The sequence below is a fragment of the Arthrobacter sp. D5-1 genome (assembly GCF_017357425.1).
Taxonomy (GTDB): domain Bacteria; phylum Actinomycetota; class Actinomycetes; order Actinomycetales; family Micrococcaceae; genus Arthrobacter.
On sequence record NZ_CP014571.1, the window covers coordinates 1,943,004 to 1,968,007 of the forward strand.

Sequence of the window (25,004 nt, forward strand, 5' to 3'; positions counted from 1 at the left end):
TGGCTATCGCCCAGCCGGACCGCCGAGGACCGCAGGTCCTGAACATTGGGGAAGTCCTTGCCCAGCTGAGTGACGACTTCCCTGGCATGACTGCGTCCAAAATCCGGTTCCTGGAGGAAAAGGGGCTCATCAACCCCAAGCGGACCGCTGCAGGCTACAGGCAGTATGCGGACGGTGACGTCGAGCGCCTCCGTTTCGTCCTCGCGCTGCAGCGCGACCAGTACCTTCCGCTGAAAGTCATTAAGGACTACCTGGACGCCATTGATCGCGGTGAGCGCCCGGAAAATCTGCCACCCGGCGTGACAGTGGCGCCCCAAGCTGTTTCGGCCGGAATGGCTGCCGAGAGGCAAGGACGGGCGAGGGCACTGACCGAGGAGCAGTTGCGCTCTGAGTCGGGAGCGAGCGTGCCGTTGCTTGAATCACTGCTGAGCTTCGGGCTTATCAGCCACGTCGGCGGGCGGTTCGACGAGCACGCCCTTCAAGTGGCGCGGGCCTGCGTGCAGTTGGAAGGGCACGGCCTCGAACCGAGGCACCTTCGTCCATTCCAGGCCGCGGCAGACCGTGAGTTCGGTTTGGTGGAACGGGCCGTAGCGCCTCTGACGTCGCGCCGCGACGCCGCGTCCCAAGCCCGCGCAGCAGAAGCTGCCCGCGAGATCAGTGAGCTCTGCCTCACCCTTCACAGGGCGCTCGTCCATGATCGCATCTCCCGGATGGACAGCTGATGATCGAAGTCGAAATCGTAGGCGTGCGCATAGAGTTGCCGTCCAACCAGCCCTTGGTGCTTCTTCGCGAACTCAATGGCGAACGGCATGTACCTATCTGGATCGGCACCCCGGAGGCCAGCGCCATTGCTTTGGCCCAGCAGGGAGTGGTTCCGCCCCGGCCCATGACGCACGACCTCTTGGTGGACGTTGTTGAATCGCTGGGGCACTCCATCATCAGCGTCAACATCGTTGCTGTTGAGGACAACATCTTTTACGGGCAACTGCAGTTCGACGACGGCACCGTGGTCAGTTCCCGGGCTTCGGACGCGCTGGCGCTGGCGCTCCGGGCCAAGTGCCGCATTTGGTGCGCTGATGCCGTGATGGAAGAAGCCGGTGTCCGGATCACGGAACACGACGAAGGTGAAGACTCCGAGCCGGATCCCAGCGTGGACGAAGAGCGCGAAATGCGCCGCTTCCGGGAGTTTCTGGACGACGTGGAACCCGAAGACTTCGAGGGCTGAGGGACCTTAAGCCTAAAGTTGAGGGTGAAAGTTTCGACACGACCGGAAATTGGGGCCAAGGTCTTTGACCTCGGCCCCCGACGGGCCTAACGTCGAAGATATCAAGTTCCCGTTGCATACACTGCCTGCGCAAGTCACACTGGAAGGTGCGGACTTGTGGGAATTACACTGCTGCATTTCAGTGTTGTGCCAGGGTATGCACCGTCCCCAAGGGAACTGAGAACAAGGAGGTCACGTGAGTCCGAAAGGCGAAGCAGGCGAGCTGAAGCAGGCCTCGACCGGCATTGCTGCGCCCGCATCCGGCGCCCAAGGTTTACTCTTCACAGAGGACCTTCCTGTGCTGGACGAGGACGCGGGCTACCGCGGTCCCACTGCATGCAAAGCCGCAGGCATCACGTACCGCCAACTCGATTACTGGGCCCGTACGGGCCTGGTGGAGCCGGCCGTACGCGGCGCGGCAGGATCCGGGTCCCAGCGGCTCTATGGATTCCGCGACATCCTGGTTCTCAAAGTGGTCAAGCGGCTCCTTGATACAGGTGTGTCCCTGCAGCAGATCCGAACCGCTGTGGAGCACCTCCGCGAGAGGGGTGTTGAGGACCTTGCGCAAATTACCCTGATGAGCGACGGTGCGAGCGTTTATGAATGTACCTCTGCGGACGAAGTCATTGACCTAGTCCAAGGCGGACAGGGCGTCTTCGGCATAGCCGTTGGACGCGTATGGCGGGAAGTAGAGGGAAGCCTGGCCGCTCTTCCGAGTGAACACGCCGTGGAGCAGTCCTTTCCCGACGACGAATTGAGCAAGCGGCGAGTGGCCCGCCGCATCGGCTGAACCCTGCCGCATCGACTGGACCGCACGACCCGGTCTTAAACCACAGAAAGCCTCTTCCCCTTGGGGAGGAGGCTTTCCTTGTCGATACCAGGTTTGCTGTGGTTCTCGCTCTGCTGTTTGCTCCAGCCCCTGTGCGAGGCTGCATCACCTAGCGCTGGCGGCGGTCCCGCAGGGATGGTTGTCCCGCCAGGAGGCTCTCCAGGAGCGCATCGAACAGCTTGGCGGAGTTCTTGGCCGAATCCCCGGGCCAGTGGTGCACAGAGTGGGCTGCACCCTGGATCTGCTGCCAATTTGCTTGTTCCGGAATGTGGGGAGTCAGCAGCAAGTCACCGAACATTGACTCCATTTCAGCCAGGCGGAAGGTGTGTTCTGCGGAGCCTGTACGAACCCGGTTGGCAACGATGCCGGCCGGAGCCAGGTTGGGAGCGAACTCCTGCCGGAAGAGTTGAATGGCCCTCATGGTGCGTTCAGTGCCGGCTACGGAGAACAGCCCGGGCTCAGCCACAAGGACCACCCGGTCACTGGCGCTCCACGCCATGCGCGTCAACCCGTTGAGGGACGGTGGGCAGTCCACCAGCACGAGTTCATAAGCTGTGGTGCCGGCCAGTACTGCTGACAGCCTTCGGAGGTCGCGCCGTCCCAGGTCCGGGCGATCGTAGATTCCAGTGAACGCCGAACCTACTGCGACATCCAGGGTGCCGTCGCTTGATCCGTTGGAGACCCAGCTGCTGCCCGCCACGTTTTCCTGGAGCCGGGCCTTCCGGGGGCTTTTCAGCATCCGGCCGATGTCCAGTTGCCCGCCCGGCTGGACACCCAGTGCCGTGGTGGCGTCGGCGTGGGGATCGAGATCGACCACCAGGGTAGGAATGCCGGCGGCGAGGGCCGCGGACGCCAGACCAGTGGTCACGGACGTCTTTCCCACTCCACCTTTGAGGCTGCTGATGCTGACTACTTGCACTTGAAAACCCAAAACCTAACGCCGGTTGCCGTATCGCGCTGATTCGGCTCCGGAAGCGCCGGAGCCGGGGCTTGCCGAAGCCCCCTCAACATCATATGGTGCATCGCGGCTGAATCCCGCTTTCTACGCGCCCGGCCGCGGGAGACGAAGCAGGCAATAGCATGCCGTCGGATCGCGCGCACGCATATACAGCCCAGATGACGATTCCATTGTGATGGTTGCCACAAAGATTTGTGTTTGATGCTGGCGGCACTACACACTGTGACCACCGACCGATCCACCCGCAATGATGCAGGAGAAGTATGTTTTCGAAAATTCTGGTGGCCAATCGCGGCGAAATCGCGATCAGGGCGTTTCGCGCTGGTTATGAACTGGGCGCCAAGACCGTAGCCGTCTTTCCGCACGAGGACCGTAACTCGATCCACCGGCAGAAGGCCGACGAAGCTTACCTGATCGGCGAGGTGGGCCATCCCGTCCGCGCCTACCTTGACGTGGAGGAGGTTGTCCGCGTCGCCAAGGAAGCCGGCGCAGACGCCATCTACCCCGGCTATGGCTTCCTCTCGGAGAACCCGGACCTCGCCCGTGCTGCCAAGGCAGCCGGAATCACCTTTGTGGGTCCGCCCGCGGAGGTGCTGGAACTCGCCGGCAACAAGGTTGCGGCACTGGAAGCAGCCCGCAAGGCCGGCGTGCCTGTCTTGAAGTCGAGCAAGCCGTCCAAGGATCTTGACGAGCTCATTGCGGCAGCGGACGAGATTGGGTTCCCCATCTTCGCAAAGGCTGTCGCCGGTGGCGGTGGCCGCGGTATGCGCCGTGTGGAGACGCGCGAAGCCCTCCCCGAGGCCTTGCAGTCCGCCATGCGTGAGGCTGACGCCGCGTTCGGCGATCCCACCATGTTCCTTGAGCAGGCTGTGTTGCGTCCCCGCCACATCGAAGTGCAGATCCTGGCTGACGCCGAGGGCAATGTCATGCACCTCTTCGAACGTGACTGTTCACTGCAGCGGCGCCACCAGAAGGTGGTGGAGATCGCTCCTGCGCCGAACCTGGATGAGAACATCCGCCAGGCGCTCTACCGCGATGCCGTCGCTTTCGCGAAGGCCCTCAACTATGTCAATGCGGGAACCGTGGAATTCCTGGTGGACACCGAGGGTGAGCGCGCCGGGCAGCATGTGTTCATCGAAATGAACCCCCGTATCCAGGTGGAGCACACCGTCACCGAGGAAATCACGGATGTGGACCTCGTACAGGCGCAGATGCGCATCGCGTCGGGTGAGACCCTGGCGGACCTTGGCCTGAGCCAGGAGACCGTTTCCATCAAGGGTGCCGCGCTGCAGTGCCGCATCACCACGGAAGACCCCGCCAACGGGTTCCGTCCGGACGTCGGGAAGATCACGGGTTATCGCTCTGCCGGCGGTGCCGGTGTCAGGCTCGACGGCGGTACCGTTTACTCGGGTGCCGAGATCAGCCCGCACTTTGACTCCATGCTGGTCAAGCTGACCTGCCGTGGTCGGGACTACCCGGCTGCAGTGGCCCGTGCCCGCCGTGGCCTCGCAGAGTTCCGTATTCGCGGCGTGTCCACCAACATCCCTTTCCTGCAGGCTGTCCTTGCGGATCCGGACTTCAACGCCGGCAACGTGGCCACTGACTTCATTGACAAGCGCCCGGAGCTGCTGAAGTCCCACATCTCCGCCGACCGTGGCACCAAACTGCTCACGTGGTTGGCCGAGGTGACTGTAAACAAGCCGAACGGTGAGCTCACGGTCCACTCAGACCCGGCCAGCAAGCTGCCGGCGATCGAGGGGCCGGTTCCCACCTCAGGTTCGCGCCAGAAGCTGATGGAACTCGGGCCCGAGGGCTTCGCCAAGGCCCTTCGGGAGCAGCAGGCCCTGGCCGTCACGGACACCACCTTCCGTGATGCCCACCAGTCGCTCCTGGCCACCCGCGTCCGCACCCGTGACCTCGTCGCGGCCGGTCCGGCGGTGACGGCCCTGATGCCGGAACTCCTTTCCGTGGAAGCCTGGGGCGGTGCGACGTACGACGTCGCCCTGCGTTTCCTCGGTGAGGACCCCTGGGACCGTCTGGCCGCACTGCGTCAGGCACTTCCCAACACCTGCCTCCAGATGCTGCTCCGCGGACGCAACACCGTGGGCTACACGCCCTACCCTGAGGAAGTGACTGAGGCTTTCGTTAACGAAGCAGCAGCCACCGGCATCGATATCTTCCGCATCTTCGATGCCCTCAACGACGTCAACCAGATGGCACCGGCCATCCGGGCCGTCCGGGCCACCGGCACCGCCGTCGCAGAAGTGGCGCTTTGCTACACGGGCAACCTCCTTGACCCCAATGAGGACCTGTACACCCTTGACTACTACCTGGACCTCGCCCAGAAGATCGTCGACGCCGGTGCCCACATCCTCGCCATCAAGGACATGGCAGGCCTGTTGCGTCCGGCTGCGGCCACAAAGCTGGTGACGGCGTTGCGCGAGCGCTTCGACCTGCCGGTGCATCTCCACACGCACGATACCGCCGGTGGGCAGCTGGCAACCCTCCTCGCTGCCGTCGAAGCCGGCGTGGACGCTGTTGACGTCGCTGCTGCCTCCCTTGCCGGGACCACCAGCCAGCCTGCCGCTTCGGCCTTGGTGGCAGCCTTGGCCAACACCCCGCGGGACACCGGCCTCAGCCTGAAAAACGTGGGCGCCATGGAGCCTTACTGGGAAGCTGTCCGCCGCGTCTACGCGCCCTTCGAATCAGGTCTGCCGGGCCCCACAGGCCGTGTCTACCAGCACGAGATCCCGGGCGGCCAGCTGTCCAACCTTCGCCAGCAGGCTATTGCCCTGGGGCTGGGGGAGCAGTTCGAAGCCATCGAGGACATGTACACCGCTGCCGACCGCATCCTGGGCCGGCTGGTCAAGGTGACGCCTTCCTCCAAGGTGGTGGGAGACCTCGCCCTGCACCTGGTTGGCTTGAACGCTGATCCGGCGGACTTCAACGAGAACCCGCAGAACTACGACATCCCCGACTCCGTGATCGGCTTCCTGTCCGGCGAACTCGGAGATCCCCCTGGAGGCTGGCCCGAGCCGTTCCGTACCAAGGCACTGCAGGGCCGCAGCGTCAAGGTCCGCGATGTGGATATCAGCGCCGAAGACAGCGCTGCGCTCAAGGGGGATTCCAAGACGCGCCAGCACACGCTGAACCGTTTGCTGTTCGCCGGTCCCACCAAGGACTACCTGAAGAGTGTGGAGACCTACGGCAACATCTCCGTGCTGGACACCCGTGACTACCTCTACGGTTTCCAGCAAGGCTCAGAGCATGTCATCGAGCTGGAAAAGGGCGTCCGCCTCATTGCCCAGCTTGAGGCTGTGTCCGAAGCCGATGAGAAGGGCATGCGGACTGTGATGTGCACGCTCAACGGCCAGTCCCGCCCGGTGGTTGTCCGTGACCGTTCGGTGGTCAGCAACGTCAAGGCAGCAGAGAAGGCCGATCCTGCCCAGCCCGGCCAGGTTGCAGCCCCGTTCGCCGGTGCCGTGACGGTCACGGTCAAGGCGGGCGACGTCGTCAACGCAGGCGATACCGTGGCCACCATTGAGGCGATGAAGATGGAAGCATCCATCACGACGCCGGTAGCCGGCACGGTCTCACGCCTGGCTATTTCCTCGGTGGAGCAGGTCCAGGGTGGCGACTTGCTGCTGGTGATCAGCTAGCAATCCGCCCATAAAAGTACCCCGTCCGGAAACGTCCGGACGGGGTACTTTTTTGTCGTGGTTCTCTAGGAAGCGCGTGGAGACGAGTACATTTCCTCGATCACAGTGTTGAAGTCCTTCATGACCTGGGCCCGCTTGACCTTGAGGGACGGGGTGAGGTGCCCTGAGGCCTCCGTGAAGTCCGCCGGGACAATCCGGAAAGACTTGATGGCTTCAGCCTGGGACACTGACTGGTTGGCCTTGCTGATGAGTTCCTGCACCGCGGCTTTCACCACCGCATGGTCCGCAGCTTCGCCCAACGACGTGCTGGACGGCAGCCCGTGGCGTTCCAACCATCCTGGAAGGGCTTCCTCATCGAGGGTGACCAGAGCGCCGATGAACGGGCGGTTATCGCCCACCACCAAAACCTGGGAGACCAGCGCATCAGCGCGGATCTGGTCCTCGAGCAACGCGGGAACCACGTTCTTGCCGCCGGCCGTCACGATGATTTCCTTCTTGCGGCCAGTGATCTTGAGGAATCCGTTACTGTCCAACTCGCCAATATCGCCGGTGCGGAACCAGCCGTCGGTGAAGGTCTCTTCCGTGAGGTCTTCGCGCTTGTAGTAGCCGCGCATGACGCAGACTCCCTTGGCGAGGATTTCGCCGTCGTCGGCAATCTTGACGGAGTTTCCGGGCAAGGGGGCGCCAACGGTGCCAATCCTGATCATGGAAGGAGTGTTGACGGAGATGGGCGCGGTTGTTTCGGTGAGTCCGTAACCTTCCAGGATCTGCAGGCCGATGCCTTGGAAGAAGTGGCCAAGGCGTTCACCCAGAGGGCCGCCGCCGGACACGGCGTGGGCCACCTGTCCACCCATGGCCGCGCGGAGCTTGCCGTAAACGAGTTTGTCGAACACTGCGTGCTTGATCTTCAGGCCGAGGCCCAGGGAACCTGACTCGCGGGCCTTGGAGTAGGCGATCGCGGTGTCCACGGCGCGGTGGAAGATGGCGCCCTTGCCGCCGTCTTCGGCCTTGGTCAGCGCCGAGTTGTACACCTTCTCGAAGACGCGGGGGACAGCCAGGATGAACGTCGGTTGGAAACTCTGGAGGTCGGCCAGCAGGTTTTTGATGTCCGGGGTATGGGCTACCTGGACGCCGCCGGCCACGGCAAGCACGGAGATGAACCGGGCAAAGACGTGGGCCAGCGGCAGGAACATGATGGTCTTGCCCGACTCATTGATGATTTCGGGAAGGGACGCGCGGGCATTCTCGGAGAGCTCCACGAAGTTGCCGTGGGTCAATTCGCAGCCCTTGGGCCTGCCGGTGGTGCCGGAGGTGTAAATGATGGTGGCGAGATCGGCCAGGCCGGCGGAGGAGCGGCGGGACTCGAGTTCGTCGTCGGGTACGCCTGCACCGGCTGCCCGCAGGGCATCCAGCCCCGCACCCTCAAGCTGCCAGACGTGGGCCACCGAGCTGATGTCCTCGGCTGCCACCGCCTGGCGTATGACGTCCTCGTGGTGTGCGGCTTCGCCGAAGGCTGCCACCGCACCAGAGTCACCCAGGTTCCACGCCACCTGGGAAGGCGAAGACGTTTCATAGATCGGGACCGAGACTGCACCGGCGAACCAGATGGCGAAGTCCACCAACGACCATTCGTACCGGGTCCGGGACATAATGCCCACCCGGTCGCCGGTGGCGACGCCGCTGGCAATCAGGCCCTTTGCCAGGGCCCTGACATCAGCGAGGAAGTCCTTGGCCCGGATGTCCTGCCACTGCCCATTGCTGTCCAGCTTGGAGAACAACGCTGGGTTTGACGCCTTTCCGGCTTCCCGGATCACGAAGTCCGTGATGTTGGTTTCCGGGGCGATATTGACGAGGGGAGGAACACTGATTTCACGCACGGTAGCTCCTTTGATATCCACGGGCCACGAGGGGCTGCTTTCACTCTAGTATGCCCGCTCGCGGAGGTGTGTCCTATTTCACCTACTGGCGAGTAACTTTACGGATGAGCCGTCATTTCAAGCAACTCGGGGGCCCTCGGACCCGCCGATGCGGGGGCCCGCAGTCCAGCGGAATAAGATGATGGGATGCCCGCACTACGGTCCTCTTTTCGTGCCAGACCCAAACCACCGGCCTCAGCATGGAAGGACGTGCCGTGGGCTGCCCGCCGCAGCCATTTGGGCCGTCGTGGCCTGGCGATTGGAATAGATATCGGCGGCACCAAAGTTGCAGCCGGCGTGGTGGATGCGGAAGGGCGGGTCCTCGCCGAGGCCCGCAGGTCCACTCCCGGTGCCGATCCCCGGGCCGTGGAACAGACCATCGTGGAGCTGGTGGACGAACTCAGCGCCGAGCACCGCGTGGCCTCCGTCGGAATCGGCGCAGCGGGATGGATGGATCTCGACGGCGGGACGGTGCTGTTCAGCCCGCACCTTGCCTGGCGCAATGAGCCGCTCCGGGCCAGCCTGCAGAAGCTGCTGCGGCGTCCTGTCCTCCTGACGAACGACGCCGATGCCGCCGCCTGGGCTGAATGGCGCTTCGGTGCCGGCCAGGGTGAGAGCCGGCTGGTGTGCGTGACGCTGGGTACGGGCATTGGCGGGGCCATGGTCATGGATGGCCGGGTGGAACGAGGACGTTACGGGGTGGCCGGCGAATTCGGGCACCAGATTATCTTTCCCGGCGGACACCGTTGCGAATGCGGGAACCGTGGGTGCTGGGAGCAGTATGCCTCCGGCAACGCCTTGGGGCGCGAGGCCCGCCAACTTGTCCGGACCAACTCGCCGGAAGGCCGGGCTCTTTTGGAAAAGGCCGGCGGAACTGCAGACAACCTCACGGGGGCAGCTGTCACGGCGTTGGCACTGGAAGGTGATGCGACATCCCGCGAACTCCTTGCAGATCAAGGCGAATGGCTGGGATTGGGACTGGCCAACCTGGCCGCTGCCCTTGACCCCGGGATGTTCGTGATCGGCGGGGGACTCTGCGATGCCGGGGAACTGCTGGCCGGACCGGCCCGGGAGTCGTTCGCGAAGAACCTCACCGGCAGGGGGTTCCGGCCCATGGCGGGGATTGAGCTCGCGGCACTCGGTCCCCGTGCCGGCATGATCGGCGCCGCGGACCTTTCGCGTGTCAGCGGACGCGCCCACAGCTAAGCTGTTCGCCGCAGAGGGGGCGTCGGCAGCACCTAGATGCGGGCGCCGTCGTCGTCCTCATTCTTTTCCTGCGGAAGCCGCATGATGAGGAACACCACCGACGCCACAAAAGCGGCAACAATTCCCAGGATCGCAACAAGGGGAGCAGACCGCCAGAACATTGCGGTGAAGAGCAGCGCGATGGGTCCTCCCACTGCACCAACCCACGCCAGCATGGTCAAGGGCTCCGTGCCGGCAAGGCTCGGAGGCTCCTCGGGAACGAAAGCGTCATCGTCGTCGTCTTCGACCTCGAAGTCACGTGGCCCCAAGGGACGGCCGGCGCCTTCGGAAGACGCGGGAACCGCGGTCGCTTCAGCGGGCGGCGTGGACAATCCCAAGGGGTCGAAATCCCTGAAGGCCTTGCTGGATTCACGCCGGGGCAGCCCGCCGTCTCCGGGAGCCGGGTTCAGGGGACCGGCCGACGGCGGGTTCCCGGCTTCGGAGGTTCCAGTCCCCTCCAACCGGGCCACCAGGTCCAGCCATACGGCGTCGTCGTCCTTGTTGGCGCTCTGATCGGCAGAGTTGGCATCAGGCCTGTTCATGGGCTGTGTCCTTTTCGGGGGAGGGCCCGTGTCCGGCCAGGGTTGCTACGGTTTGTTGAATGAACTCCACGGTACCCGCGAAGATCTCCGGGGCGTCGTTGTCGAGAGTAGCCACGTGGTAGCTGTTGTTGAGGTATTTGACGTCCACTGGTGCGTTGACCCGGGCGCGCAGGAAATCCAGGCTCGCCTCTGAGATCACGTTGTCCACACTGGATTTGTAGACCTGGACAGGGGAGTGGATGCGGGGCAGGATCGCTGCCGTGTCCTTGTACATCTTCTTTAACTCGTGCGCCGCGGCAACGGGAGTGCGGGCGTAGGCGCCTTCATTCTGGTCCGGTTTGAGGATGTCGTTGGCAATGGCCGGCGTTGTCTTCACCACGTATTTGAGCGCAGCGACTATGACTGCCCGTGGATCATCGAGGACCAAGCCCGGGTTGACCACCACTGTTCCGGCCACAGGGCGCGTCGCCGCGATGCGCAGCGCCAAAGTGCCGCCCATGGACAGGCCGGTGCTGAAGACGTAATCGCACTCGGCGGCCAGTTCAAGGTAGGCGTCATCCACTGCGCGGTGCCACTCCTGCCAGGAACGCCTCGCCATGTCCTGCCACGTGGTGCCGTGACCGGGCAGCAAGGGCAGCCTGACAGCATAACCGGCTGCCGCCAGGTGCTCGGCCCAAGGCCTGACGCTGTGTGGACTGCCGGTAAAACCGTGGGACATAACGACACCCACGCGGGGGCCTGTCCCGTTCCAACTGCTGAGGAACGGCGAGAAATCCGGAAGCATGTTCATGATGACTCTGAGGCTACTCTGTCCCCGGCGTGCTGACGGAAAAACCTGGCTGATTGTTCGAAAATGGTAGGCGCATCAACATCCAGTGTGGCCACATGACCGCTGTGCGGAAGCGTCACCACTTTTAACCGGGAGGACGCAATGTGGCGCTCAATGGCGGCTACGGAACTCGGCGGGACCACCTCGTCCACTGACGACTTGAAGACCAAAGCCGGAGCCTGCACCTTGGGCAATCCGAGAGTGGCCGCCCGGAAGAGCTTCTTCAGTTCATGGACTGACTTCAGGGGCGTCTTGGAATAGTCGCCATCCTGGGTGGTGACCGGAGCCGGTTTGTCTTCAACGATGGGTGTGGTGGTGGGCATGACGTATTTGAGGGCAGCTACGTACCTCACGCGACGGTCATAGAAACTCAGGCCCGGATTGACAAGGACCAGCCCGGGGACATCATGCTGTGAAGCTACACGCAGTGCCACGGCGCCACCCATGGACAATCCCGCCACGAAGCACTTTTCTGTTTGCCCGGCCAAGTCCAGGTAACTCTGTTCAAAAGTCCGGTACCAGTCCTGCCACCGCGTTGTTGCGAGGTCCTGCCAACTGGTCCCGTGGCCAGGCAGCAGTGGTACAGAAACGGCGAATCCTTGAGCGGCCAGATACTCCGCCCACGGGAGGACACTGAGTGGACTGCCGGTGAATCCGTGGCAGATGGCCACTCCGGTGCCGGCATTGGGTCCGTGCCCGGCATGGTGGAAGGCAAGCGGCGCTGCAGGTGTGAGGCGTTCCGTCATGTGTCCCATCGTGTCACTGTTCCGGAGATTTCTCACTGGAGTAGGGTTGCAGTTGAGTGCCGGCCGGGTTGCCGGAAGCATGCCATCCGTCGGCCGTGAGAGGACAACCGTGTTCTATTGGGTCATGAAAAGGATCTTCCTGGGTCCCATCCTCAAACTCCTGTTCAGGCCGTGGGTCAAGGGCCTGGATAACGTCCCTGAAAGCGGCGCCGCAATCCTGGCGTCCAACCACCTGTCCTTTTCGGACTCCATCTTCCTGCCTTTGATGGTGCACCGGCCGGTGATCTTCCTGGCCAAGTCCGAGTACTTCACCGGGAAAGGCTTCAAGGGCCGGCTTACGGCGCTTTTCTTCAGGCTGAGCAACCAACTTCCCATGGACCGTTCCGGAGGGGCAGCGTCCGAGATGTCGTTGCAAGCCGGCAAAGATGTCCTCGCCTCCGGGGGCTTGTTGGGAATTTACCCGGAAGGCACCCGCAGCCCGGACGCCCGGCTCTACCGCGGCAAGGTGGGTGTAGCGCGGCTCGCCTTGCAAACCAGGGTCCCCGTGGTGCCGGTCGCCATGATCGGCACGGAGAAAGTCCAGCCCATCGGTAAGCGGCTCCCCAGCATCCGCCGGGTCGGCATCATCTTTGGACAACCCCTGGACTTCAGCCGCTACTACGGCATGGAGGACGACCGCCTGATCCAGCGCGCAGTGACGGACGAAATCATGTACGCCCTGATGCGTCTCTCCGGCCAGGAATACGTCGATGAGTATGCCGCCGTGGTCAAGGCCCAATTGGCCGGCAAGGGCCCGGAGCCTGTCCACCAGCTTGAGGTGACAGAGGAGGTCACCGAAGACATCGCTGAGGACAGGGATGAACCTGGGAGCGGCGGGGACGGGACATCGCAGAAACTGTGACGCGGGCGGCAGCATCGGTTACGCCCACTGTCCCGGAACCACGCCGGAGGCTACTACTCTTGAAGGGTGACTGAGCTAACCGCGAACACCGCATCCTCCACAGCAGATCCCCTTGCCAGCACCGCCCAAAGCGGGGCAGCGAACTATCCCGGGCTCGACGCCTGGCGGGACCTGCCGATTTCACAGCAGCCCACTTGGTCGGACGCCGGCGTTTTCGAGGCTTCCGTCAAGGAACTTTCCGTGGTGCCGCCGCTGGTCTTCGCAGGCGAAGTGGACGTTCTTCGGGAGCGACTGGCCGCTGCGGCACAGGGCAAGGCTTTCCTCCTGCAGGGCGGCGATTGCGCTGAGACCTTTGAGGCCGCCACCGCGGACAAGATCAGCGCCCGCGTAAAGACCATCCTGCAGATGGCAGTGGTGCTCACGTACGGTGCTGCCATGCCCGTCATCAAGATGGGCCGCATGGCGGGCCAGTTTGCCAAGCCGCGCTCGTCCAACGACGAGACCCGCGACGGCGTGACACTTCCCGCCTACCGCGGCGACATCGTCAACGGCTACGACTTCACCCCGGAGTCCCGCGCCCACGACGCCGGCCGCATGCTGAAGGCCTACCACACCTCTGCTTCCACTCTGAACCTCATTCGTGCGTTCACCCAGGGTGGCTTCGCGGACCTTCGACTCGTCCACCAGTGGAACAAGGGCTTCACGGAAAACCCGGCGCACGCCCGTTACGAGTCGCTGGCACGCGATATCGACCGTGCCATCAGCTTCATGGACTCTTGTGGTGCCGACTTCGAGGCACTGAAGAGGGTGGAGTTCTTCGCCAGCCACGAAGCGTTGCTTCTCGACTATGAGCGTGCCCTCACCCGCATCGATTCCCGCACCGGCCTGCCCTACGACACCTCCTCACATTTCCTGTGGATCGGCGAGCGGACCCGTGAACTGGACCATGCACATGTCGACTTCCTCTCCCGTGTGCGGAACCCGATCGGCGTCAAGCTTGGGCCAACCACCAGCGGTGACGATGCTTTGCGCTTGATCGACAAGCTGGACCCCAACCGGGAACCGGGCCGCCTGACGTTCATCACGCGCATGGGTGCGACGAACATCCGGGAAAAGCTGCCTGCCGTCGTCGAGCGCGTCACGGCCTCAGGGGCACAGGTGCTGTGGGTCACCGATCCCATGCATGGCAACACTGTCACGTCACCGAACGGCTACAAGACCCGCAACTTCGACGACGTCATTGATGAAGTCCGTGGCTTCTTCGAGGTCCACCACTCGTTGGGTACCGTCCCCGGCGGCCTTCACGTCGAAATGACCGGCGACGACGTCGCTGAGTGCCTGGGCGGTGCCGATCCCATCGATCAGGACGCTTTCCTGGACCGTTACGAGTCAGTGTGCGATCCCCGCCTCAACCACATGCAGTCCCTTGAGATGGCCTTCCTGGTGGCAGGAGCCCTCTCCAAGCGGTAGGAAACCAGAACGAAAGGCGCGGTCCGGATGTCTCCGGACCGCGCCTTTTTGATGTATTCAGGTAACTGGAGTGGGGCTGCTAGACGACTGTCAGCGTAATAACCGAATCTTCCGGTACTTCAGTATTGACGGGGCTCTGGTCACGGACGGTACCGAAGAAACCGCCGAGGATCTTGTTGACTTCCACCTTGAAGCCCAACTTCTTCAACTCCTTCTCAGCCTCATCGGCCTGTTTGCCAATGAAGCTGGGAACCTTCAGCATTTTGGGCCCCTTGGACACGGTCAGCGTCACGGACTCGCCTCGGATGAGGGTGCCGTTGGCCGGTGACTGGGAGACCACTGCGCCCTTGGGGACCGACTTGTCATTGACCGTTTCCGGAGCAATCACTGCTTTGAGCCCGGCGTCCTGGAGGGCCTTGACTGCGGCATCCTGTGTTTTGCCGCGAACGTCCGGCACGGGAATCGGCTGCGGACCCTTGGAAACTTCCAGGGCCACAGGCGTACCGTGCCGGACTTCAGTGCCCTTGGCCGGGTCCTGGGCAATCACGACGCCGGCAGGTACTTTCTCGTCGAAGGCTTCGGTGACGTTCCCCAAGGCCATTTCCGCGGCATTGAGTGCCGTCTTGGCCTCGTCCAGGGTGCCGCCGGTCAAGTCGGGCAAGGGGAAGAGCTGGGCCCCCTTGGAGACGAAAAGGGTAATGGGCTGGAACTTCCGTACTTCTGCGCCGGATTCGGGCTCGGTTCCGACCGCGAGTCCGGCCAGGATGTCGTCGTCGAAGACGTCGCGCGGTTCCGATTGGAAACCAGCAGTCCGGAGGAGTTGCTGTGCCTCGGCAACAGTCTTGTTCTTGACGTCGGGTACAGTCCCGGGTGAACCGGGCCCCATGCCGAAGAACCACCCGGCTGCAGCCGCGAGCATCGCCAGGATGACGATCACGATGGCCCAGATCACGCCACGACGGCGGGGATTGCCTTCCCTGAGGGGGCGGACAGGGGTCGCTGCAGCGCGGGCGCGGTCTTTGGTCTGTTGCCTCTCGAGCCTCTTCAGCTCACGCTTGCCGGGACGGCCAAGGTCCTGCCCAGCATCCCCGCCTGTCGCAGTCCTCGCGTGCTGGATCGCTGAACCACCGGCGGCCATGATGGTGGTCGGGTTGCTCTGGTGGCTGATGAACTCGGTAGGTGACGCCGTGGTTGCCAGCGTTTCCGTTGGACTACCGGCGCCGCCACCGAGCGCGGTGGAAGCCGATACCGCGGGGTGTGGGTTGGGTCCCGGGGCTTGCCGGTGGTCCAACTGTTGGTCGGTCAGCGTGGTTCTGATGTGGCGGAGTTCGGCCAGGAGGGCAGCGCCGTCCACAGGCCTGTTCTCGGCATCTGCCGCCGTGCACCACTGAACCAGTTCGTCAAGGTCTTCGGCCAATCCGGGAACAACGTCCGACGGTCGTCCCACCACCGCGTTGACGTGCTGGTAGGCCACCTGGATGGGGGAGTCGCCGGCGTAGGGCTGTTTGCCGGTCAGCATTTCGTAGAGCATGATGCCCGCCGAGTAGATATCGCTGCGGGCATCCGCGGGTTGCCCAAGAACCAGTTCAGGAGCCAGATAAGCCACAGTGCCGATCAGGGCGCCGGTGCTGGTATTGGCCGAGACCGCCCGGGCCAGGCCAAAATCACCCACCTTGATCCGGCCGTCGTCGGCGATCAGGACGTTCTCGGGTTTGATGTCCCGGTGGATCAAGCCGGAGCTATGGGCAGCGGCCAGTCCTTCGATGACGGGATCGATCAGTGCAAGAGCAAGCCTCGGTGCCAGGATGCCTTGCTCGATAAGGACGTCGCGGAGGGTGTGGCCCTTGACGAATTCCATCACCAGGTAGGCGATGTGGCCGTCTTCGCCTTGGTCCAGTACGCCCACAATATGGGGGTGGGAAAGGCTGGCGGCGGCTTTTGCCTCGCGGCTCAGCCGCTGCAGGAAGGTGGGATCGTTTGCCAGGTGTGGGTGCAGGACTTTGAGGGCCACGTCGCGCTCAAGGCGCTGGTCCGTGGCCAGGTAGACGGTGGACATTCCGCCCTTGGCGAGGCGGGAACGGACCAAGTATCGGCTGTCCACCATGGTCCCAATGAGCTGGTCCTGCGTTGGTTCTTGCACCATACGATCCTAAACGAGGCAGGGAAGGGGCCCGAATCCACATTGGGCTGGCCAATGGGATCCGGGCCCCTTCCGAGGTGCTGCTGAAGCCTAGCCGAACGTGCGCTGGCGGGCCTTGATCGATTCGACGTAACGCTTGGTGTCGTCGTACATGCCGTACTTGCTGACCGAGTACTGGCCCTGGTAGTAACCGGCAATCGCGGTGTCCAGGTCCTTGCTGGTGGCGATCAGTGCGCGGATGATCGCGACTCCTGCCGTGGCGTTGTCGTAGGGGTCCAAAAGGTTGAGCTTGCGCCCCACCAGGTCCGAGGCCCACTGGCCGGACGACGGAATGACCTGCATGGTGCCGATCGCGTTGGCAGGTGAAACAGCCCGCTGGTCAAAGCCGGACTCCTGTTCCGCGAAAGCAAGCGCCAGGGAGGGGCTAACGCCCATGCGCCTGGCCGTATCTGCCACGATGCTCTTCATTTCGGCGCGGCTGGGTACCGGGGAAGCGTTGAGGAGGGCCTTGTTCTCGTTGGCCGAACTCACCACGGCCGCCGGGTAGGTGAAGCCCAGGAAAGTGCTGGGAACCAGCGGCTTGGTCTCGCCGGCGGGCTGAAGTCCGGGGCCGGGGATGCTGAGCTTCTGGCCCGGGTAGATGACCGTGGTTGCCGATACCTTGTTGGCGGTCATCAGCGCGCTCAGGGAGACCCCGTGGCGCGCGGCGATGGAGCTGAGGGTGTCGCCGGCTTTGATGGTGTAGGAACCTGTGCTGGCCAAGGGGGCAGGCGCGGGCGCGGGGGCCGGTGCGGGAGCCGCAGGCGTGGAGGGCGCAGAGCCGCCGCTGACCTTGATCTTCTGCCCCGGGTAGATGATGGAGCTTCCATTGAGGTTGTTCCAGCTGAAAATGCTGGACAGGGGTACGCCATGCTTGGCGGCTATCGCGCCCAGGGTGTCACCCGAGACCACTGTGTAGATGCTGGCGTTGCCCGGGGCGCTCGGGGCCGCCGGTGCGGAGGGTTGGGCGGGTGTGGTCGTAGCCGTTCCCGTGAGTTTGATGGTCTGGCCCGGGTAGATCAACGTGGTGGCCGAGAGCTTGTTCAGCTGGAGGACCGCATTGGTGTCCAGATTGAAGCGGCGGGCGATCGCGCTGATGGTGTCGCCACGAACGATCGTGTAAGTATCCGGAACCGAAGGGGCCATGGGGCGCAGGGCTGCGGGCAGCGTGGCTGCAACAGCCTGTGCGGGGATGACGGTGCCGGCATTGACGGCTTGCGCCTTCATTGCTGCAGCAAGCGTGGCAGGGACTTTGCGGGGCTGGGGTGCCGGGGAAGCCATGGACGGCTGGGCCAGGGCAAGCGAGGACAAAACCACGGCGGGAAGCGCAGCCGTGGTTGCCGCAATGACCGGCATGCTCATGGTTCGTTTCGGCGAGCGGGGCGTCGTCATGAAGTGTCCTCATCTCAACAGCGGGGTGTTGGGTAGCGCTGTTGTCAGTGTTGCCAATGTTACTGATGTTATCAATGGTGCAAGTGTGATCAGTGTGAATCTCTCACACTTATTCAATCGACACAACAATTCCTGTCGTACGGGATTATGGATACCAATTAATTGCCAATGAAATGGCGGCCTCAAGGCGGGAACCGGGTGCCGCCGTCGAACCCCGGCTAGGCGCCGGGCAGTGCGGCGTGGCAACCTTGTTCCGTGAGTAATGTAGAAAGCCTTGTTTCCGACTGGCTCCCGCTGCCGGATGTCGCCGAGCTGCTGGAAGTTTCCATCACCAAAGTCCACGGACTTTTGGATGAGCGTGCGCTGGTAGCCATCAGGCGGGGAGAGCGGAATGTCCGCTCCGTTCCAGCCTTGTTTCTTCAGGATGGGCATGTTGTAGACAGCTTGAAGGGAACCATTGCGGTTCTCAGCGATGCCGGTTACAACGACGAAGAGTTGATCGTCTGGCTCTTTACCCCGGATGAATCACTGCGGGGCCGTCCTATCGACGCCCTGCGCGAGGGGCGGAAAACTGAAATCAGGCGTCGCGCCCAGTCTCTCGCCTGGTAGAGGTGTCTTCCCGGCTGGACAGCCTGGAACTGAATTAAAACGACGACGACGGCGGGTTCCACCGCCGTCGTCGAGTCATGTCCTTTCGAAGCCGGTCCCCACCGGCTGAACCGCCATGATGATGCTGAGGCTTAGGCTGCGCGGCTGACGGCGGCCTCGGCCAACTGCCTCAATGCCGTGAGCGGCGCGTCATCGAGTGGCAGGCGTTCCAACGCTTCAAAGGCTTGGTTGCTCAGTTCGGCAATCCGCGACTCCGTGGCATCCAAAGCGCCGCATTGCACCATGATGCGGCGGATACGAGCTACGTCGTCTTCGCCAAGGCCCGGATTACCCAGCATTCGATCAAGGTATTCTGCGTCGTCGGCTGTTGCCTGGTTCAAGGCAAATCCAACAAGGACAGTGCGCTTGCCTTCCAACAAATCATCGCCTGCCGGTTTGCCGGTGGTTTCGGGATCGCCAAAGACTCCAAGGACGTCGTCCCGCATTTGGAATGCCTCGCCGAGGGGCAAGGAAAACTCTGAGTAGTTCTTCAGCAGCCCCGCGGGGGCGCCGGCAAGCGCTCCGCCCAATGCCAGCGGATGTTCCGTGGAATACTTTGCTGATTTGTACCGGATGATCGATTGCGCGCGATCCACTGAGCTGGCCCGGTCACGAACAGGGCCGGCCACCTCCTCAAGAATGTCGAGGTACTGGCCCGCCATGACCTCGGCCCTCATGACATTAAAAATGCGGCGCGCGGGGGTTCCCGCCGCGGCCCGGACGCCGATTTCGGTAAAGGACTCCTCGCTGAAGGATAAGCAGAGGTCCCCCGTCAGAATGGCAGCGGCATCCCCAAAGCGCGCGCTGTCCAAAGCCCAGCCGTTGATGCCATGGAGTTGGCTGAAGCGTTTGTGCACGCTGGGTCCACCGCGGCGTGTATCTGATCGGTCAATGATGTCGTCATGGATCAGCGCTGCTGCCTGGAACAGTTCCAGCGCGCACCCGGCTGTAACGATGTCAGGATCTCCGGATTGACCGCCTGCGCCCCTCCAACCCCAATAGCACATCAGTGCGCGGAGTCGCTTTCCACCAGTGACGAGGTGGGAAATTGAGCCGATCAGCGGTTCGACGTCCGGGGACACCGTAGCCATGAGGTCCTGTTGCTGTGACAGGAAGTTTCTCAGTTTGCCCGCAACCCCGCTGATGAACTCCGTCTGTTCGGACGCCACTTGGGAAAATGCCGTCACTTGATGGACCCGGACGCCACGTTGGCGCCAATGGTGAAGGTTGACACGCCTTCCTTTTGCCGTATTGAGACGTTCACGGTCTCGCCATCGCCCCTGATGAAGTCGAGCGAGGTGACGTTGCCCACGGCTTCTGGGCCTGGGACAAGCTTGAAGCCCTGTGCCTCCAAGGATGTTTTGTAGTAGTCCACCACGCCCTCAGGCGGGGCCTTGACGGTTCCGACCAAGGCAACGGTGGCCAGGGAGGTGCTCTTGTCAAAACTGCTGGAACGGACAGACGTCTTGGGCATGACGGGGATCAACTGTTCAGGGAAGCCGGGAACAAGTGCGTTCACCGTTGCCGTTGCGCCGGGCGCCGGGGTGGCCGACTCCGTGGCCGTCGCAGTCTCCGGTGCCGACGTGGAACCGGAGCCCGAACCTGAAGCGGCCGGCGTGGATGGTGTCGACTGCGATGAAGTCTCTGTGGGGGAGGGCGCGGCTGAGCCTCCTGGCGACGGCGTACATGCCGAGGCCGCGACGGCGACACTTGCTGCGAGCAGGGCGAAACCTCGCGATCGAGGAGTTCCAAAGAGCTTCACAGGGTATCCTTCCGTGGGCTGAGCCTGACTGTGCCTCCAGTTTAGTCAGTGGCCGGGCATAGTATTGCCGATGTGAGGCAGGAAGCATTCGGAAACGGCCCGGGAGCCGGCCAGGAACCCTCCCGCAGCGCTGGAGATGCTCTGCGGGAACTGAGGCGAACCAGCATACTTCACGTTGATATGGATGCGTTCTTCGTTTCCGTTGAACTCCGCAGCCGCCCTGATCTTCGGGGAAAACCCGTCATTGTCGGATTTCCCGCTGAGCGGTCGGTGGTGCTCTCTGCTTCTTACGAGGCCCGGGCAACCGGAGTGAAGTCCGCGATGCCGATGTCCATGGCGATGAGACGCTGTCCGTCCGCAGTGATCATCAACCCGCGGCACACGGTGTACTACGAAGTGTCCGGCCAGATCATGGAGATCTTTGCCTCAATTACGGATCTCGTGGAACCGCTCAGCGTGGACGAAGCGTTCTTGGATGTTGGCGGCGCGATTCGCCGGCTCGGTCCGCCCTTGGACATCGGCCACCTCATCCGGCGACGGGTCCAGTCGGAACTGGGCATTACGGCCTCCGTGGGAATTGCAAGCACCAAGTTCGTGGCCAAGATCGCGTCCACGCGGTGCAAGCCCGACGGAATACTGCAGATCGACGCGGAGGACACCTTGGCGTACCTGCACAGCCTCCCTGTCAACGCATTGTGGGGTGTGGGTGGAAAGACCGGAGAAATGCTTGCCCGGCTTGGCATCCGGACCGTGGCAGATGTGGCAGCTACTCCCTTGGCATCTTTGAAGAAGGTCCTGGGTGCCAGCGGTGAACACGTCCACCGCCTGTCCATGGGGGTCGATCCGCGACCGGTGACCCCCACCAGGCTGGAGAAGAGCATCGGAGCCGAGGAGACGTTCTCCAACGACACCGGCGACGACGACCTGTTGCACAGGGAACTGCTGCGCCTCTCGCACCGGACGGCGGGTAGATTGCGGAGTTCAGGCATGCTGGCCAGGACTGTCGCCTTGAAGCTGAGGTACTCGGACTTTTCAACCGTCACGCGGAGCCGGACCGTCCACGCCCCCGTGGACAGTGCCCAGATGATCTACCAAGTGGCTGTCCATCTGCTGGAATCCCTGGGCCCGCGGTCCATGACTGTCCGCCTCGTAGGGGTTCGGGCAGAGCAGCTTGAGCCTGCCGGACAGACGTCCCTGCAGCTGAGCCTGGATCGCCGGGATGACAACTGGAGGGCAGCGGAGCAGGCATTGGACCGCGTTTCAGAACGCTTCGGTTCCAAGACTTTGCTCCCTGCCAGGCTCCTGGAACCGGGAAAACCTCCCACAGGCACCTGATCGGCTGTGAGCTTGGTCCCGCTGGGCTCCGGGCGTCTTTCAGAACGGCGTCGGACAAACTATCCTATTTATTACAGAGATTTAGATCGTCTGGACAAACTGTTTCCTGAACAGTCGGCCCTGAGATGCCCGCTGAACCACGAGGGAATTTTGGGAACGATTTTCTTGGTCCGATCGTTTTGGAAACAGACGCACAGAAAGCGTTATGTCCAGACGCTGGCTGACTAAAGGAGGTCGCGATGCCCCTCTCGGAGCACGAACAGAAGCTGCTTGAGCAACTGGAAAAGCAACTTCATGAGGACGATCCGAAGTTCGCCAGCACCATGGGCTCGGATCCCATTCGCAGTTGGTCAACCCGGCATGTGATTATCGGCGTGCTCGGCGCCATTGCCGGCATCCTCCTCCTGCTCGTGGGAGTGTCGATGCAGGCGATACCAGTGGGTGTCCTCGGCTTCGTCGTCATGGGTGCTGGCGTTTACTTCGCCACGCTGCGCGGAGCTGCCTTTGGCAAAGCCGGCAAGGGCAAGCCTGCAAAGGGCAAACCCAAGAGTTCCTTCATGAGCAGCTTGGAAGAGCGCTGGGACGAGCGGCGCCGCGACGATTCCTGAGCGTTCGTTCCTCTCTCCACCGCCGGCCGTGCCGGTTACCCTGCTCGACGCGCGCCCCTGACGATTTACAGGGGATAACGAAAGACCCGCAAACTGCGGGTCTTTTTGCGTTTAAGGAGTGGTGGTGGCCTCCTCCACTTCCCACCCCGTCTCCACTTTCCACCACCCGCCACCTCCACAGCTGCGTAAATGTCCGGATTGGATACCTGGGCTCCCTGTTGGGAGCAGACGCGCCGAACCCAGGGGATCGCATCCCTCCACTTTCCGCCACGACCCTGAAAGCCGCGCCGTTTCGGTCATCTTAAAACTCAAGGTGGTGGAGAAACGCCCCATACTGCGTTGACTGTGGGGCTTTGTGGAGTAAAGTGGAGCACATAAGAGGGTAGTGGCAGTGTTGGGAATGAACGGGCACCTTAACTGAGGGGCGGTGGGGCCAGATGTTTCTGGGTACTCACTCGCCGCGTCTCGATGAAAAGGGCAGGATCATCCTTCCCGCCAAGTTCCGTGAGGAGCTGGCGGAGGGGTTGGTCCTCACCAGGGGCCAGGAACGCTGCATCTACGTCTTCAGCCAGAAAGAATTCGAACGTATCCACGAATCGATGCGGGAAGCGCCACTGTCTTCCAAGCAGGCCCGTGACTACATTCGCGTTTTCCTGTCCGGAGCCTCTGATGAAGTACCTGACAAGCAGGGGCGCGTGACGATTCCGCCGGCGCTCCGGGCGTATGCGGGCCTCGGTAGGGAACTGGCCGTGATCGGTGCCGGTACCCGGGCGGAGATCTGGGATGCCGAAGCTTGGAATGAGTACCTCAACGAGAAGGAAGCAGCCTTCTCGGAAACGGATGACGACAATCTGCCCGGGTTCATCTAACCGGTCGGAGGAAGCAGTATTACCGCTTCTTGAATGGGATCTCCAGCCGCCCATCGAACAGTCTTCCTGGCTCACCTTCCCCTGAGCCAGGCCGGCCGAACGATAGGCGCGGATGGGGATCCGATTCAAGAAACACCAGGCAAGCGATTGCGGAAAGAGGAGGCAGCGTGGAAGAGCAGGACGCGGCAAAGCCCACATCGGAGCGCCACGTACCCGTCCTCAAAGACCGCTGCATCAACTTGCTGGCCCCTGGTTTCGAGGCTGCCCGGAAGCGCGGCCAGACGCCTGTGGCCATCGATGCCACCCTGGGCATGGGTGGCCACTCCGAGGCGATGCTGCAACGCTTTCCGGACCTGCACCTGGTCGGCATTGATCGCGATGAGGAAGCGCTGGCTCTGGCGGGTGCACGGCTGGAGCCGTTTTCGAACAGGACTGACCTGGTTCACGCCGTCTACGACGAAATCGAGGACGTCTTGGCGGACCTTGGCATCCCCGAGGTTCATGGCATCCTCATGGACCTGGGCGTGTCTTCCCTGCAGCTCGATGAGCGGGAGCGCGGCTTCGCCTACTCCTACGACGCCCCCCTGGACATGCGGATGGACACCAGTCGCGGCCAGACAGCTGCAGATGTAGTCAACAACTACAGCGAAGACGAGCTGGTCCGCATCATCCGTAAATGGGGCGAAGAAAAGTTTGCCGGGCGCATCGCCAACAGGATCGTGAATGCCCGCGCCGGGAAGCCCTTCGCGACCACCGGTGAACTGGTGGAACAGATCCGGAGTGTAGTCCCCGCTGCAGCCGCGAAGAGCGGTGGACACCCCGCCAAGCGCACCTTCCAGGCGCTTCGGATTGAGGTCAACGAGGAATTGGATGTGCTGGAGCGGGCCGTTCCTGCAGCCGTGGCCGCTACGGCCATGGGCGGCCGGATTGTAGTGATGTCGTATCACTCGCTGGAAGACAAGATCGTGAAGTCCGTATTCCAGGCCGGATCCAAATCCTCAGCCCCACTCGGTTTTCCCGTGGAACTTGAAGAACACAAACCCGAACTAAAGACCATCACCAAGGGCACGGAAGTGCCCACGGCGGCAGAAATCGCTGAGAACCCCCGCGCGGCGTCCGCCCGGTTGAGGGCAGTGGAGCGCATCAAACCGAGGAGAGACGCATGAGCAACGCCGCAGCGAAGACACTGCCCTCCGTGGTGGGCAATACGGCCCGTGCGCTGCCCGCTCCTGCCGGCAAGCCTGACGCCGGACGCAAGGCCCGCACTCCGCTCTCCCTGGTGCGAAACGCTCCGGGCAAACGCCGGACACCTTTTGTTGTCCTCTGCTTCGTGGCCATGGCGGCTGCCCTCCTGACCGTACTTGTCTTGAACATTTCAGTGTCCACCGCCCAGTACCAGTTGGTGCAGCTCAAGGCGGAGGCAGCCACCCTGAATAAGGAAAACCAGGACCTGACACAGAAGAAGCAGAATTTCGAAGCTCCCCAGAATCTGGCAGCAAAGGCTGCAGAATTGGGAATGGTTCCTTCTACCGTCAAGGGACAGATCGACCTGAATACGATGACCGTCACCGGAAAGGCAACGCCGGCAGTTAAGGGAGATGCTCCCTTGGCCCAGCTTGCTCCTCCGGCCGTGGCGGGGATGCTGGACGTGGTTCCCTCGGTGACAACCAAGGATCCGCTGGAGAACCTCAAACCGGTAACACCGGTGGCGCCGCCCACTCCGGCGGCTCCTGCCGAAAATCCGGCATCTCCGGCAGCCACACCTCCGGTTGAACTCCATGGGGGATCAGTCCCGGCCCCCCAGCAGAAGGCACCCGGGCAGTAACCCATCAGTCCACTGAAGCTAGGCCAG

General features: G+C 62.7%; 22 protein-coding genes. 13 read left to right on the forward strand and 9 right to left on the reverse strand.

Features of this window, described 5'->3' with window-relative positions; translation table 11 throughout:
- Positions 1–5 precede the first annotated feature (5 nt).
- From AYX22_RS08900 to AYX22_RS08910, 3 genes are all read left to right on the forward strand, one after another.
- On the forward strand, positions 6–722 hold the full coding sequence (locus AYX22_RS08900; protein WP_207597530.1) for a MerR family transcriptional regulator: 717 nt from the start codon (positions 6–8) through the stop codon (positions 720–722).
- Positions 722–1,225 carry a bifunctional nuclease family protein gene (locus AYX22_RS08905; RefSeq protein ID WP_026548570.1) on the forward strand — a complete coding sequence of 168 codons (504 nt, stop codon included), beginning with the start codon at positions 722–724 and terminating at the stop codon, positions 1,223–1,225. Before AYX22_RS08900 ends, AYX22_RS08905 begins: the two co-directional genes overlap by 1 nt.
- A 235-nt stretch (positions 1,226–1,460) precedes the next feature.
- Complete coding sequence (locus AYX22_RS08910; protein WP_026542483.1) at positions 1,461–2,054, forward strand: MerR family transcriptional regulator; 594 nt, start codon at positions 1,461–1,463, stop codon at positions 2,052–2,054.
- Between the two features lie 148 nt (positions 2,055–2,202).
- Here the strand turns inward: AYX22_RS08910 and AYX22_RS08915 are convergent, their stop codons facing one another.
- Positions 2,203–3,012, reverse strand: coding sequence for a ParA family protein (locus AYX22_RS08915; protein WP_207597098.1), 810 nt, complete (start codon positions 3,010–3,012; stop codon positions 2,203–2,205).
- Between the two features lie 302 nt (positions 3,013–3,314).
- Between AYX22_RS08915 and AYX22_RS08920 the strand changes: the two genes are divergently transcribed.
- Positions 3,315–6,710 (forward strand): pyruvate carboxylase, encoded by a 3,396-nt coding sequence (locus tag AYX22_RS08920; RefSeq protein WP_207597099.1) that lies wholly within the window; start codon positions 3,315–3,317, stop codon positions 6,708–6,710.
- 65 nt (positions 6,711–6,775) lie between these two features.
- On the opposite strand, the gene AYX22_RS08925 is transcribed toward AYX22_RS08920, so the two are convergent.
- Positions 6,776–8,587 (reverse strand): long-chain fatty acid--CoA ligase, encoded by a 1,812-nt coding sequence (locus tag AYX22_RS08925; protein ID WP_207597100.1) that lies wholly within the window; start codon positions 8,585–8,587, stop codon positions 6,776–6,778.
- Between the two features lie 186 nt (positions 8,588–8,773).
- Here AYX22_RS08925 and AYX22_RS08930 point away from each other — a divergent pair, with 186 nt between their 5' ends.
- Complete coding sequence (locus AYX22_RS08930) at positions 8,774–9,832, forward strand: ROK family protein (RefSeq protein ID WP_207597101.1); 1,059 nt, start codon at positions 8,774–8,776, stop codon at positions 9,830–9,832.
- 32 nt (positions 9,833–9,864) lie between these two features.
- Here AYX22_RS08930 and AYX22_RS08935 read toward each other — a convergent pair whose 3' ends face one another.
- From AYX22_RS08935 to AYX22_RS08945, 3 genes are read right to left on the reverse strand one after another with little or no spacing between them, the layout of a single operon-like run.
- The gene (locus AYX22_RS08935; RefSeq protein ID WP_207597102.1) at positions 9,865–10,413 is read right to left on the reverse strand and encodes a hypothetical protein; all 549 of its coding nucleotides are present in this window, start codon (positions 10,411–10,413) and stop codon (positions 9,865–9,867) included.
- Entirely contained in the window at positions 10,400–11,203 is an 804-nt protein-coding gene (locus AYX22_RS08940) for an alpha/beta fold hydrolase (RefSeq protein ID WP_207597103.1), read from the reverse strand. The genes AYX22_RS08935 and AYX22_RS08940 overlap by 14 nt, the downstream gene beginning before the upstream one ends.
- Complete coding sequence (locus AYX22_RS08945; protein ID WP_207597104.1) at positions 11,200–11,988, reverse strand: alpha/beta fold hydrolase; 789 nt, start codon at positions 11,986–11,988, stop codon at positions 11,200–11,202. The genes AYX22_RS08940 and AYX22_RS08945 overlap by 4 nt, the downstream gene beginning before the upstream one ends.
- Before the next feature lie 109 nt (positions 11,989–12,097).
- On the opposite strand from AYX22_RS08945, the gene AYX22_RS08950 reads away from it, so the two are divergent.
- Both AYX22_RS08950 and AYX22_RS08955 read left to right on the forward strand, forming a co-directional pair.
- Entirely contained in the window at positions 12,098–12,889 is a 792-nt protein-coding gene (locus AYX22_RS08950) for a lysophospholipid acyltransferase family protein (protein WP_207597531.1), read from the forward strand.
- A gap of 66 nt (positions 12,890–12,955) precedes the next feature.
- On the forward strand, positions 12,956–14,359 hold the full coding sequence (locus tag AYX22_RS08955; protein WP_207597105.1) for a 3-deoxy-7-phosphoheptulonate synthase class II: 1,404 nt from the start codon (positions 12,956–12,958) through the stop codon (positions 14,357–14,359).
- 79 nt (positions 14,360–14,438) lie between these two features.
- Here AYX22_RS08955 and pknB read toward each other — a convergent pair whose 3' ends face one another.
- On the reverse strand, positions 14,439–16,502 hold the full coding sequence (pknB, locus tag AYX22_RS08960) for a Stk1 family PASTA domain-containing Ser/Thr kinase (protein WP_207597106.1): 2,064 nt from the start codon (positions 16,500–16,502) through the stop codon (positions 14,439–14,441).
- A gap of 87 nt (positions 16,503–16,589) precedes the next feature.
- Positions 16,590–17,930 (reverse strand): LysM peptidoglycan-binding domain-containing protein, encoded by a 1,341-nt coding sequence (locus tag AYX22_RS08965; RefSeq protein WP_207597107.1) that lies wholly within the window; start codon positions 17,928–17,930, stop codon positions 16,590–16,592.
- 255 nt (positions 17,931–18,185) lie between these two features.
- On the opposite strand from AYX22_RS08965, the gene AYX22_RS08970 reads away from it, so the two are divergent.
- Complete coding sequence (locus tag AYX22_RS08970) at positions 18,186–18,539, forward strand: Rv2175c family DNA-binding protein (RefSeq protein ID WP_207597108.1); 354 nt, start codon at positions 18,186–18,188, stop codon at positions 18,537–18,539.
- Between the two features lie 131 nt (positions 18,540–18,670).
- Here AYX22_RS08970 and AYX22_RS08975 read toward each other — a convergent pair whose 3' ends face one another.
- Both AYX22_RS08975 and AYX22_RS08980 read right to left on the reverse strand, forming a co-directional pair.
- Entirely contained in the window at positions 18,671–19,765 is a 1,095-nt protein-coding gene (locus AYX22_RS08975) for a polyprenyl synthetase family protein (RefSeq protein ID WP_207597109.1), read from the reverse strand.
- Entirely contained in the window at positions 19,762–20,340 is a 579-nt protein-coding gene (locus tag AYX22_RS08980) for a hypothetical protein (protein WP_207597110.1), read from the reverse strand. Before AYX22_RS08980 ends, AYX22_RS08975 begins: the two co-directional genes overlap by 4 nt.
- Positions 20,341–20,412: 72 nt before the next feature.
- On the opposite strand from AYX22_RS08980, the gene dinB reads away from it, so the two are divergent.
- From dinB to AYX22_RS09005, 5 genes are all read left to right on the forward strand, one after another.
- Complete coding sequence (dinB, locus tag AYX22_RS08985; RefSeq protein ID WP_207597111.1) at positions 20,413–21,675, forward strand: DNA polymerase IV; 1,263 nt, start codon at positions 20,413–20,415, stop codon at positions 21,673–21,675.
- A gap of 239 nt (positions 21,676–21,914) precedes the next feature.
- On the forward strand, positions 21,915–22,283 hold the full coding sequence (locus AYX22_RS08990; protein ID WP_089594493.1) for a DUF3040 domain-containing protein: 369 nt from the start codon (positions 21,915–21,917) through the stop codon (positions 22,281–22,283).
- A gap of 437 nt (positions 22,284–22,720) precedes the next feature.
- Positions 22,721–23,152: a division/cell wall cluster transcriptional repressor MraZ gene (gene mraZ, locus AYX22_RS08995; RefSeq protein WP_026542500.1), complete on the forward strand. Its 432-nt coding sequence runs from the start codon at positions 22,721–22,723 to the stop codon at positions 23,150–23,152.
- A gap of 167 nt (positions 23,153–23,319) precedes the next feature.
- The gene (gene rsmH, locus AYX22_RS09000; RefSeq protein WP_207597112.1) at positions 23,320–24,318 is read left to right on the forward strand and encodes a 16S rRNA (cytosine(1402)-N(4))-methyltransferase RsmH; all 999 of its coding nucleotides are present in this window, start codon (positions 23,320–23,322) and stop codon (positions 24,316–24,318) included.
- Positions 24,315–24,977, forward strand: a complete 663-nt coding sequence (locus tag AYX22_RS09005) for a hypothetical protein (protein WP_207597113.1) — start codon at positions 24,315–24,317, stop codon at positions 24,975–24,977. Before rsmH ends, AYX22_RS09005 begins: the two co-directional genes overlap by 4 nt.
- The last annotated feature ends 27 nt before the right edge of the window (positions 24,978–25,004 follow it).